Genomic DNA, 10,194 nt, shown 5'->3' on the forward strand with positions numbered 1-10,194 from the left:
CATCAAGGGCATCCAGCCCGGTCCGCAGGTGATGACCAGCAACCCCGACCTGTTCTGGGGCCTGATCGCCAGCATGTGGATCGGCAACCTGATGCTGATCATCCTGAACCTGCCGCTGATCGGCATCTGGATCAAGCTGCTGACGGTGCCTTACCGGTTCCTGTTCCCGGCCATCATGGTGTTCTGCTGCATCGGCCTGTACACCCTGAACAACAACGCGTTCGACGTGTACATGGGCGCCGGATTCGCCATCGTGGGCTACATCTTCTACAAGCTGGGCTGCGAGCCCGCACCGCTGCTGCTGGGCTTCATCCTGGGCCCGATGATGGAAGAAAACCTGCGCCGCGCGTTGCTGCTGTCGCGTGGCGACTGGAGCACCTTCATGACGCGTCCGCTGTCGGCCGGTCTGCTGGTGGCCGCGGCGCTGATGGTGATCATCGTGCTGCTGCCTTCGGTCAAGAAGAAGCGCGAAGAGGCCTTCCAGGAAGAGTGATCCTGCGGCTGCGGTCGGCCCTTTGTGTCTTTTTGTAAAGCCGTCAACGGGGCGGGAACCCGCCTCGTTGTGAAGGGGCCGCGGCACCAAACGCCGCGCCACCCAAGTCACGCTGGAGCCCTACCATGAAGAAACTGATCGCCGCCGCTGCCGCTTCCATGATCGCTTTCGGCGCCTTCGCCGCCGACGCCGTGGCCCCGGCCGCCACCACCGCCACCCCGGCGGTGGCCACCGCCTCCAAGGCGCCTGCCAAGAAGCACGTCAAGCACGTCAAGCACAGCAAGAAGGCTTCGCACAAGAAGGCCACCACGGCCTGATGCGCCGCAAGGCGGTCCAGGAAGAACCCGGCTTCGGCCGGGTTCTTCTTTGGAGCCGGCCAAGAGTCAGTGTTTCGGATTAATGACATCAATGACACTCAATGTGTCATTAATGTTTATTTCGGTGGATCATCGCAGTCCCTTGACTCGTCGATCCACCGAACGTGAAACGTCGTGACCTGCTGAAGCATTTGGGCCTGGGCTCGGCCGCTGCCGGCCTGCCTCTCACCTCGCAAGCCCTGCTGCTGCCGCGTGACTACCGCGGCATCGTCCCCGAGATTTATGCCAGCGCGCCGACGCCGCCGGCGCACACGCGGGCCATCGTCATCGGCTCGGGCTTTGGCGGCGCCATCTCGGCCCTGCGGCTGGCACAGGCCGGCATCACCGCCACGGTGCTCGAGCGTGGCTTCCAGTGGCCCAACCACCCCACGCGCGAGATCTTCACGCAGGACACGCTGCCCGATGGCCGCGGCTTCTGGTTCCGCGACCGCAGCAAGTACGTGTTCGGCGTGCCCGGCCTGCCGATCGACCGCTTCGGCGGCGTGCTGGACGTGAGCGAGTTCGAGAACATGGACGTGTGGCGCGGCGCCTGCGTCGGTGGCGGCTCGGTGGTGTTCACCGGCGTGATGATCCAGCCGCAGCAGCGCTAGTTCGACGCGCTGTTCGGCGGCACGGTGTCGTACGCCGAGATGAACGCCACCTACTACCCGCGTGTGCGGCAGATGCTGCGGCTCAGCGCCATGCCGTCCGACGTCTACCAGTCCTTGCCCTTCAGCCATTCGCGCCGCTGGGACAGCGACATGCGCAAGGCCGGTTATGCGCCCACGCCGGTGGACGGCATCTGGAACTGGAACGTGGTGCGCCAGGAGCTGGCCGGCACTTCGCGGCCTTCGTGCACCGTCGGGCTGTCCAACTTCGGCAATTCCAACGGCGCCAAGTTCGACCTCAACCAGAACTACCTGAAGCAGGCCCAGGCCACCGGCCGCGTGGGCGTGTACCCCGGCCACGAGGTGCGCCGCATCTACCGCGACGGTACCCGCTACCTGCTGGAAGTGGCCAAGCGCAGCCCCGACGGCACGCTGCTGGCCAGCTGGAACCTCACCTGCGACATGCTGTTCCTGGCGGCCGGCTCCATCGGCACGTCGGAGCTGCTGGTGCGGGCCAAGGCACTGGGCGACCTGCCGCTGCTCAACGAGCACGTGGGCCGCGGCTGGGGCACCAATGGCGACAGCGCGGTGGCCCGCGTCGGCGCCTTCGACCTGGGCGTGACCACCGGCTCGGCCTGCGCTTCGATGATCCACGACACCAGCGGCGGCCTGCCCGTCACGCTGGAGAACTGGTACGCCCCGGGCGTGCCGCTGAGCGTGGGCCTGGGCCCCAGCCTGGGCATGAGCTTCGACACCACCAACCGCGGCAGCTTCGTCTACGACGCGGCCACCGACCGCGCGCGGCTGCTGTGGCCGGCCGCAGGCAACAACGACACCGTGGCCGCGATGCGGGCGGTGAACAACCGCATCGCGCAGCGGTCGTTGACGCTGCCGGCCAACGTGCCGCCGCTGCTCAAGGACGTGGATGCCTCCTTCACCGGACACCCGCTGGGCGGCGCGGTGATCGGCAAGGCCACCGACGCCTATGGCCGGGTGCTCAACTACCCGCAGCTGTATGTGATGGACGGCGCGGCCATTCCCGGCAACACCGGGGCGGTCAATCCGTCGCTCACCATCTCGGCGCTGGCCGAGCGCAACATCGAGCGCATCATCGCGGCGGGCGGCTGAGGCGTCAGCCTTCCAGCCTTCCCGGCCCGGCAAGCCCGGCTTGGCGCATGACGAACCCGGCCCAAGCCGGGTTCTTCCTTGCCTGGCCTATAGTGCCCGGCCGATGTCTTCTTCCCCACCACGGGCCACGCCCGCTGCCGCTGGCACCGCCGCGGCACCCTCCGCCGTCTGGCCCGGGCTGCTGCTGGCCAGTGCCGGGGCCATTGCGTTCTCGGGCAAGGCCATCGTGGCCAAGCTGATGTACCGCCATGGGGTGGACGCGGTGCAGGTGCTGTTCCTGCGCATGCTGCTGGCCATGCCGCTGTTCATGCTGCTGGCCTGGTGGGCCGGCCGCGGCAAGCCGCCGCTGTCGCGCCGCGACTGGGGCACGGTGCTGCTGCTGGGCTTCACCGGCTACTACCTGGCCAGCTTTCTGGACTTTCTCGGGCTGCAGTACATCAGCGCCAGCCTGGAGCGGCTGATCCTGTACCTCAACCCCACCATCGTGCTGCTGATCGGCTGGGTGGTGTACCGCCGCCGCGTGAGCGCGCGGCAGTTGGTGGCGCTGGCGGTGGGTTATGCCGGCGTGGCGATCGTCTTCGGCCGTGAGCTGAGCTTCGAAGGCCCGCGCGTGGCCCTGGGAACCGCGCTGGTGTTTGGCAGCGCGGTCGGCTATGCGGTGTACCTGGTGCTCAGTGGCGAGGCGGTGCGCCGCCTGGGGTCGGCCCGGCTCAGCGGCCTGGCCAGCAGCGTGGCCTGCGTGCTGTGCATCGTGCAGTTCTTCGTGCTGCGGCCGGTGTCGGCGCTGCAGGTGCCCGAGCCGGTGCTGTGGATGAGCCTGCTCAATGCCACGGTGTGCACCGTGGCCCCGGTGCTGATGGTGATGATGGCCATCGAGCGCATCGGCGCCTCGATGGCTTCGCAGGTGGGCATGATCGGCCCCATGAGCACGCTGGCCATGGGCATCGTGATCCTGGGCGAGCCCTTCACGCCCTGGCTGGCGGTGGGCACGGCCCTGGTGCTGGGCGGTGTGTGGTTGTTGACACGTTGGAGGACATGACGATGGATTTGGGATTGGCAGGCAAGTGGGCGCTGGTGTGCGCCGCCAGCAAGGGTCTGGGCCGCGGCTGCGCCGAGGCCTTGGTGCGCGAAGGCGTGAACGTGACCATCACCGCCCGCGGTGAAGAAGCGCTGCAGGCCACCGCGGCCGCGCTGCGTGCGCTGAACCCGGCGGTGCAGGTGAAGGCCGTGGCCGGCGACATCACCACCGCCGATGGCCGGGCCCAGGCGCTGGCCGCCTGCCCGCAGGTGGACATCCTGGTCAACAACGCCGGCGGCCCGCCGCCGGGCGACTTCCGCAGCTGGGACCGCGAGGCCTGGATCGCGGCGCTGGATGCCAACATGCTCACGCCCATCGAGCTGATCAAGGCCACGGTCGATGGCATGGCCGAGCGCGGCTTCGGCCGCGTGGTCAACATCACCTCGGGTGCGGTGAAGGCGCCGATCGACGTGCTGGGCCTGTCCAACGGCGCACGCAGCGGGCTCACCGGCTTCGTGGCCGGGCTGGCCCGTCAGTCGCGGCTGGCCGGCCGCAACGTCACGCTCAACAACCTGCTGCCCGGTGCCTTCGACACCGACCGCCTGCGCAAGACCATGCAGGCGGGCGCGGCCAAGAGCGGCGTGAGCGTGGACGACATGGCCGACCGCCGCCGCCAGGGCATCCCGGCGCAGCGCTTCGGCAGCGCCGAGGAGTTCGGTGCGATCTGCGCCTTCATGTGCAGCGCACAGGCGGGTTATCTGACGGGTCAGAATATCCTGCTCGACGGCGGCGCCTACCCCGGCACCTTCTGAATCTGCCGCCGCCCAACGCCAGGAGAAGTTCATGGCCAGTGGCGAACATGTGTTGTACGGCTATGCAGGCAGCGGCTCGGCCGCGGTGGAAGCAGCGCTGCTGCAGGCCGGCCTGCCTTTCCGCGTGGTGGACGCGGCCACCTGGGACGGCGCCTCGGCGCTGGACGAACTGCGCACGGCCAACCCGCTGCAGCAGATTCCGGCGCTGCGCTGGCCCGACGGCCAGGTGATGAGCGAAAGCGCCGCCATCCTGATCGAGCTGGGGCTGCGCCACCCGGCCAGCGGCCTGCTGCCGGCCGATGCCGCCGCACGGGCCCAGGCCATCCGCGGCCTGGTCTACATCGTGGCCAACTGCTATGCGGCCATCGGCATCATCGACTACCCCGAGCGCTGGTGCAGCCCGGCCGAGCCGGCGCACTGCGAAGCGGTGAAGGCCGGCGCCCGCCAGCGCCTGCATGCGCTGTGGGAGGTGTTTGCCGACACCTTCAGCGGCACGCCCTGGCTCAGCGGCGAACGGCTGGGCGCGCTGGATCTGCTGGCGGCCGTGGTGTCGAAATGGTCGGGCGCGCGAGCCCACCTGGCCACCGCTCGCCCGGCCTTCAGCGCGCTGATGAGCCGCATCGACCAGGACCCGGGCGTGGCGCCGGTGTTTGCGCGGCACTGGCGCTGAGCGGCTTCAGTCCAGGGTGGGACGCTCGGCCAGCACCTGCTGTGCCAGCAACACGCCATTGATGGCCGCCGGAAATCCGGCGTAAGCGGCGATGTGCATCAGCGCCTCCGTCATCTGCGCGGGCGTGCCGCCCACGTTCAGCAGCCCGTGCAGGTGCACCCGCAGTTGCGGCGCGGCAGTACCCATGGCCGCCAGCGCGGCCACCGTGGCAAGCTCACGCTGCAGCAGCGTGAGGCCTGGGCGGGTGTAGACGTCGCCGAACGCGAACTCGATGATGAAGCGGCCGAGGTCGGGCGCGATGGCCGCCAGTGAGGCGATGACCTGCTCGCCGGCATGGCCGTCGATGGCCTGCAGCGCCTGCCAGCCGGCCCGGTAGCGGTCGGCTTGGGGCGGCACCGGCGGCGCGGCGGGCTCAGGCGCCTCGCCCCGCGCCCGGAACACCTCCTGCGCGGCGAAGAGGCCGTTGAGCGCCGCCGGAAAGCCGGCGTACACCGCCAGGTGCAGCATCAGCTCGACGATCTCCTGCGGGCTGCAACCCACGTTCAACGCGCCGCCGATGTGGAATTGCAGCTGCGGCCGCGCGTTGCCCAGGGCGGCCAGCGCCGCCACCGTGACCAGCTGGCGCTGCGGCAGCGTGAGCTGCGGCCGGGTGTACAGCTGGCCATAGACGAAGCTCACCGCCATCGTGGCCAGATCGGGCGCCAGCGGCGCCAGGGCATCGAACAAGCTGGGGTGGTCGCAGCCTTCCAGCTGCTGCAGCAGGGCCAGGCCCTGGTCGAAGGTGGGGTGTGTCATGCCTGCACCGTAGCGGCGCGCCAGGCTCGCCGCCAATGCCATTTGTCTGATACCTTGTGCGCATCACCCCTCGGCTTCGCACAACGCCCATGGCACGCCCACCCAGCCTGCGCCAGCTCGAGTACTTCGTCGCAGTGGCTGAAGAGCTGAACTTCCGCCGCGCCGCCGAGCGCTTGTGCATCACCCAGCCGCCGCTCACGCGGCAGATCCAGGCCCTGGAAGCGGCGCTGGGCGCGCGCCTCTTCGACCGCGACCGCCGCAGCGTGCAGCTGACCGAGGCGGGCCGGCGCTTCCTGGCCCAGGCGCGGGCGCTGGTGCAGCAGCTGGCCCAGGCGGTAAACCAGTTCGAGCCGGCAGCGGCCGCGCCGCAGGCGCCGGTGCTGCGGCTGGGCATCACCACGGTGGTGGACGTGAGCCTGTTCGGCGGCCTGGTGCCGGCGTTCGAGGCGGCTTGGCCCGGCCGGCAGCTGCGCCTGCAGCGCCAGATCTCGGCGCACCTGATCCGCGACCTGCACCGTGGCGAGCTGGACCTGGCGGTGATCGGCCTGCCATCACGCACCGATGGCCTGGCGCTGCAGCACCTGGGCGACGATCCGCTGGTGGCCTGCCTGTCGGCCCGCCATCCGTTGGCGCAGCGCCGGCGCATTCCGCTGCAGGCGCTGGCGGCCGATACCTTGTTCTGGTTCAACCGCCGCCTCAACCCCGCCTACTTCGACCACTGCGAGCAGGTGTTCCAGCGCCTGGGCTTTCACCCGCCGCGCGTGGCCGAGCCGGCCGAGCACCCGGTGCTGCTGGGCCTGATTGCCGAGGGCCGCGGCTTTGCGCTGGTGCCGCAATCCTTGAACACGGTGCGCCGCCGCGGCGTGGTGTTCCGCCGCATCGTGGAAGAAGACGACCTGCGCATCCAACTGGCCGCAGCCTGGCCGACGGACCGCCCGCCCGCGCGGGCCGACGACTGGGTGGCCTTGCTCAAGGCCCAGTGGGCCGGCGCGCGTTGAGCCTGCGCCCGGGGACTATCGGCGGGACGACACCAGGATGCCCGCGACGATCAGCGCAAAGGCCAGCGCGTGGTACGGCTGTGGCGGCACGCCCAGCAGCAGGGCCTGCAGCAGCGCGGCGAACAGCGGCGTCAGGTTGATGAAGAAGGCCGCCGTGGCCGGGCCCACCGCAGCCACGCCGCGGCCCCAGCACAGGTAGGCCAGGATGGACGGGCCCAGCGCGATGTACACCAGCGTGAGCACGGTGCCGGTGGTCCATTGCACCGGCGCAGGCGCAATGGCCGCTTCCAGCAGCGCGGCGCTGCCGGCCCAGACCAGGCCGAACAGGGTCTGGATCAGCATGAAGCCCCACCAGTCCCAGGCGGGGCGTTGTTCACCGGCCATCGAGGGCGCCGGCTTGGCCAGCATCCAGCTGTAGAACGACCAGCTCAGCATGGCCAGCAGCATCAGCAGGTCGCCGGGCACGAAGCTGATGCGCGCCAGCGCCGCCAGCTCGCCCCGCGCCAGCACCACCGCCACGCCCACCAGTGACAGCGCCGCGCCCAGCAGCCCGCGCCGCGTGGGCCGCTGGCCGTAGAAAAGGGCGCCCACCAGCATCATGCACACCGGCGAGCTGGCGGTGATCAAGGTGGCGTTGAGCGGCGTGGAGGTGGTAAGCGCCAGGTACTGCAGCGCGTTGTAGGCGCCCACGCCTGTGAGCCCCAGCAGGGCCAGGCTTCCAGCGGGCCAGCACCTGCTGGCGTGCGGCCGGCGTGCCGATGGCGCGCCAGCCCAGCGGCAGCAGCACCCCCAGCGCCAGCACCCAGCGCAGCGCATTGATCAGGACCGGCGGCACCGCACCGACCAGCATGCGGCCGGCGACCGCATTGCTGGCCCACAGCAGGGGAGGCAGGGCGAGGAGGAGGGCGATGCGGACGTTCAGGGACTGCGCGGTCATGCCGGCATCATCGCACCGCAGTTCCAGCACTGTTCGAAGCCGCCTTCGATGCGTTCGCCGCAGCCGCGGCACCACCACTGGCGGCTGGGCCGGGCGCGCAACTCGTCCAGCAGGGCGCGGGCGCGCTCGTAGTGCTGTTCGTCCGCCAGCCACACCTCGGGCAGCGCCTGGTCGGGCGGAATCTGGCCGGCGATGCTGCTGCTGAAAGCGCGCTGCACCGTGGCCTCGATGCCGCATTGGCGCAGCCAGTCGGCCCACAGCGTGGCGATCGCGAGGTTGGGGGCAAGGTCGAGTCGGCGCATGGCTGCAGGGTAAGCCCAAGCGCGGCAAGATGGCGACCCCAACGAGCCGTGAGGAGACTGCCTTGCCCACCACCGCACCTGCGATCCAGATCACCGAATACGGTGGCCCCGAGGTCATGAAGCTGGTCGACCTGAGCGTTGGCGAGCCCGGCCCCGGTGAGCTGCGCGTCCGCCACCATGCCTGCGGTCTGAACTTCATCGACGTGTACCAGCGCACGGGCCTGTACAACAACCCGCTGCCGCTGACCCTGGGCATGGAAGGCGCCGGCATCGTGGAAGCGGTGGGCGAGGGCGTCACGCACCTGAAGCCCGGCGACCGCGCCGCTTATGCCAGCCAGCCGCCCGGCGCCTACAGCCAGCTGCGGGTGATGCCCGCCAAGGCGGTGGTCAAGCTGCCCGACGCCATCAGCTTCGAAGAAGGCGCGGCCATGATGCTCAAGGGCCTGACGGTGCAGTACCTGCTGCGCAAGACGCAGCCGGTGGGCGGCCTGCAGCCCGGCGACTTCGTGCTGTTCCATGCGGCGGCCGGCGGCGTGGGCCTGATCGCCTGCCAGTGGGCCAAGGCCATGGGCCTGCAGCTGATCGGCACCGCCGGCAGCGACGAGAAGTGCCAGCTGGCGCTGGACCATGGTGCCCGCCATGCCATCAACTACCGCAGCGAGGATTTTGTTGATCGGGTCAAGCAGATCACTGGCGGCGCCGGTGTGAAGGTGGTGTACGACTCGGTGGGCAAGGACACCTTCGAGCGTTCGCTCGACGTGCTGCAGCCCTTCGGCCTGCTGGCCAACTTCGGCAATGCCTCGGGCAAGGCGCCGCCGGTGGAGCTGGGCGTGCTGGCGGCCAAGGGCTCGCTGTACGTCACGCGGCCCACGCTGTTCACCCACATCGCCACCCGCGAATCGACGCAGGCGATGGCCGACGACCTGTTCGGCATGGTCGCCAGCGGCGCGGTGAAGATCCGCATCGACCAGCGCTACCCGCTGGCTGAAGCCGCGCAGGCGCACCGCGAGCTGGAGTCGCGCGCCACCACGGGCTGCAGCATCCTGCTGCCCTGAAGCTTGCGCGCCGGGCTCAGGTGTAGGTCATCCACCTGGCGCAGTCCGGGTGCTCGAAATGCGGCAGCGCATTGAAGCTGACCAGCATGTGCCGCTTGGGCGTGTACGCGAACTCGGTGAGCGAGCAGTTGCGCATGCGCAGGTTCAGCTCGATGGTGGTCTCGGCCGCGGTGCCCAGCACATGGCCCACTGCGGTGGAGATGGGACCGCCGCTGGACACCAGCAGCACGTCGCCCTGGTGCTGGCTGCGCACATGGTCCAGCGCGCTGGTCACGCCGCGCAGAAACTCCGCGTAGCTGGGCATGCCGGCGGGCTGGGTATCGCCGCGCATCCAGCGGGTCAGGCCTTCGCGCAGCAGCCGGAAGTGGTGGCGCACCAGCTCGGGCGTGTCGGGTTTGGCCAGCGGCTCGGCGTGGAAGGCGGCGATCACCGCTTCGCTGTCGTACTCGTTCAGCCCCGGCCACGCCAGCGCGGGCGGCTGCACCTGCAAGCCTTCGCAGATGCCATCGAAGGTCTGGCCGTGGCGGCGCAGCGTGCCCACCAGGGCCGCCTCGAACGTCAGGCCCTTGGCGCGGAAATACTCGCCCAGGCGCACGGCCTGCCGTCGGCCCAGCGTGCTCAGCTGGTCGTAATCGTCGGCGCCGAAAGACGCCTGGCCGTGCCGAACGAGGTAAAGGGTGCCCATGCGTCGATTCTGCGGCGGCCGCGGCGCCGCGCCCGTCACACAGGTGTCAGCGCGTGCCGCGCACCCGCCGCAGCTCGTCCAGGATCAGGCAGATCGCACCCAGCGTGATGGCGCTGTCGGCCAGGTTGAAGCTGGGGAAGAACTTGCCCGCCGCATGCACCTGGATGAAGTCGACCACGTAGCCGTGGATGGCCCGGTCAATCACGTTGCCGATGGCACCGCCCAGGATCATGGCCAGCGCAAAGCAGAAGAGCTTCTGCCCCGGGTGCTTCTTGAGCATCACCACGATGAACACCGACACCACCGAGGCCAGGCCGATGAAGAACCAGCGCTGCCA

The 10,194-nt window shown here is 69.7% G+C and carries 14 protein-coding genes; 9 read left to right on the plus strand and 5 right to left on the minus strand.

Translation table 11 applies throughout. The features are described 5' to 3' along the window. From ABNT58_RS10040 to ABNT58_RS10070, 7 genes are all read left to right on the plus strand, one after another. Positions 1-493, plus strand: a 493-nt coding sequence (locus tag ABNT58_RS10040) for a tripartite tricarboxylate transporter permease (protein WP_348753343.1), incomplete at its 5' end; no start/stop codon positions are given. A gap of 125 nt (positions 494-618) precedes the next feature. Beyond that, positions 619-810, plus strand: coding sequence for a hypothetical protein (locus tag ABNT58_RS10045; protein WP_348753344.1), 192 nt, complete (start codon positions 619-621; stop codon positions 808-810). A 164-nt stretch (positions 811-974) separates the two neighbouring features. Beyond that, entirely contained in the window at positions 975-1,460 is a 486-nt protein-coding gene (locus ABNT58_RS10050) for a twin-arginine translocation signal domain-containing protein (RefSeq protein ID WP_348753345.1), read from the plus strand. Positions 1,461-1,484: 24 nt separating this feature from the next. Beyond that, positions 1,485-2,585 (plus strand): GMC oxidoreductase, encoded by a 1,101-nt coding sequence (locus ABNT58_RS10055; protein WP_348753346.1) that lies wholly within the window; start codon positions 1,485-1,487, stop codon positions 2,583-2,585. A gap of 103 nt (positions 2,586-2,688) precedes the next feature. Beyond that, positions 2,689-3,624 carry a DMT family transporter gene (locus ABNT58_RS10060; protein ID WP_348753347.1) on the plus strand — a complete coding sequence of 312 codons (936 nt, stop codon included), beginning with the start codon at positions 2,689-2,691 and terminating at the stop codon, positions 3,622-3,624. 2 nt (positions 3,625-3,626) lie between these two features. Next, the gene (locus ABNT58_RS10065) at positions 3,627-4,415 is read left to right on the plus strand and encodes an SDR family oxidoreductase (RefSeq protein ID WP_348753348.1); all 789 of its coding nucleotides are present in this window, start codon (positions 3,627-3,629) and stop codon (positions 4,413-4,415) included. Positions 4,416-4,446: 31 nt separating this feature from the next. After that, positions 4,447-5,085: a glutathione S-transferase gene (locus ABNT58_RS10070; protein ID WP_348753349.1), complete on the plus strand. Its 639-nt coding sequence runs from the start codon at positions 4,447-4,449 to the stop codon at positions 5,083-5,085. Between the two features lie 6 nt (positions 5,086-5,091). Here ABNT58_RS10070 and ABNT58_RS10075 read toward each other — a convergent pair whose 3' ends face one another. Further along, positions 5,092-5,880: a carboxymuconolactone decarboxylase family protein gene (locus ABNT58_RS10075; RefSeq protein ID WP_348753350.1), complete on the minus strand. Its 789-nt coding sequence runs from the start codon at positions 5,878-5,880 to the stop codon at positions 5,092-5,094. A gap of 89 nt (positions 5,881-5,969) precedes the next feature. Between ABNT58_RS10075 and ABNT58_RS10080 the strand changes: the two genes are divergently transcribed. Continuing rightward, positions 5,970-6,878, plus strand: coding sequence for a LysR family transcriptional regulator (locus tag ABNT58_RS10080; RefSeq protein ID WP_348753351.1), 909 nt, complete (start codon positions 5,970-5,972; stop codon positions 6,876-6,878). A 15-nt stretch (positions 6,879-6,893) separates the two neighbouring features. Here ABNT58_RS10080 and ABNT58_RS10085 read toward each other — a convergent pair whose 3' ends face one another. Then, complete coding sequence (locus ABNT58_RS10085) at positions 6,894-7,568, minus strand: DMT family transporter (protein WP_348753352.1); 675 nt, start codon at positions 7,566-7,568, stop codon at positions 6,894-6,896. Positions 7,569-7,811: 243 nt separating this feature from the next. Beyond that, the gene (locus tag ABNT58_RS10090) at positions 7,812-8,117 is read right to left on the minus strand and encodes a DUF2007 domain-containing protein (RefSeq protein ID WP_348753353.1); all 306 of its coding nucleotides are present in this window, start codon (positions 8,115-8,117) and stop codon (positions 7,812-7,814) included. A gap of 62 nt (positions 8,118-8,179) precedes the next feature. On the opposite strand from ABNT58_RS10090, the gene ABNT58_RS10095 reads away from it, so the two are divergent. After that, a complete protein-coding gene (locus ABNT58_RS10095; RefSeq protein WP_348753354.1) occupies positions 8,180-9,172 on the plus strand; it encodes a quinone oxidoreductase in 993 nt (330 codons plus the stop codon). Between the two features lie 16 nt (positions 9,173-9,188). Here ABNT58_RS10095 and ABNT58_RS10100 read toward each other — a convergent pair whose 3' ends face one another. Both ABNT58_RS10100 and lspA read right to left on the minus strand, forming a co-directional pair. Further along, complete coding sequence (locus tag ABNT58_RS10100; RefSeq protein ID WP_348753355.1) at positions 9,189-9,857, minus strand: histidine phosphatase family protein; 669 nt, start codon at positions 9,855-9,857, stop codon at positions 9,189-9,191. Between the two features lie 46 nt (positions 9,858-9,903). Next, positions 9,904-10,194: signal peptidase II (gene lspA, locus ABNT58_RS10105; RefSeq protein WP_348753356.1), on the minus strand; the 291-nt coding region annotated here is incomplete at its 5' end.

It is taken from the genome of uncultured Aquincola sp. (assembly GCF_964001545.1).
Lineage (GTDB): Bacteria > Pseudomonadota > Gammaproteobacteria > Burkholderiales > Burkholderiaceae_C > Aquincola.

Bases quoted from the DNA above. Each gene is read 5' to 3' on its own strand.
- ABNT58_RS10065 (WP_348753348.1), top strand. From the start codon at position 3,627: ATGGATTTGGGATTGGCAGGCAAGTGGGCGCTGGTGTGCGCCGCCAGC.
- ABNT58_RS10090 (WP_348753353.1), bottom strand. From the start codon at position 8,117: ATGCGCCGACTCGACCTTGCCCCCAACCTCGCGATCGCCACGCTGTGG.
- ABNT58_RS10100 (WP_348753355.1), bottom strand. From the start codon at position 9,857: ATGGGCACCCTTTACCTCGTTCGGCACGGCCAGGCGTCTTTCGGCGCC.
- ABNT58_RS10045 (WP_348753344.1), top strand. From the start codon at position 619: ATGAAGAAACTGATCGCCGCCGCTGCCGCTTCCATGATCGCTTTCGGC.
- ABNT58_RS10075 (WP_348753350.1), bottom strand. From the start codon at position 5,880: ATGACACACCCCACCTTCGACCAGGGCCTGGCCCTGCTGCAGCAGCTG.
- ABNT58_RS10060 (WP_348753347.1), top strand. From the start codon at position 2,689: ATGTCTTCTTCCCCACCACGGGCCACGCCCGCTGCCGCTGGCACCGCC.
- ABNT58_RS10080 (WP_348753351.1), top strand. From the start codon at position 5,970: ATGGCACGCCCACCCAGCCTGCGCCAGCTCGAGTACTTCGTCGCAGTG.
- ABNT58_RS10070 (WP_348753349.1), top strand. From the start codon at position 4,447: ATGGCCAGTGGCGAACATGTGTTGTACGGCTATGCAGGCAGCGGCTCG.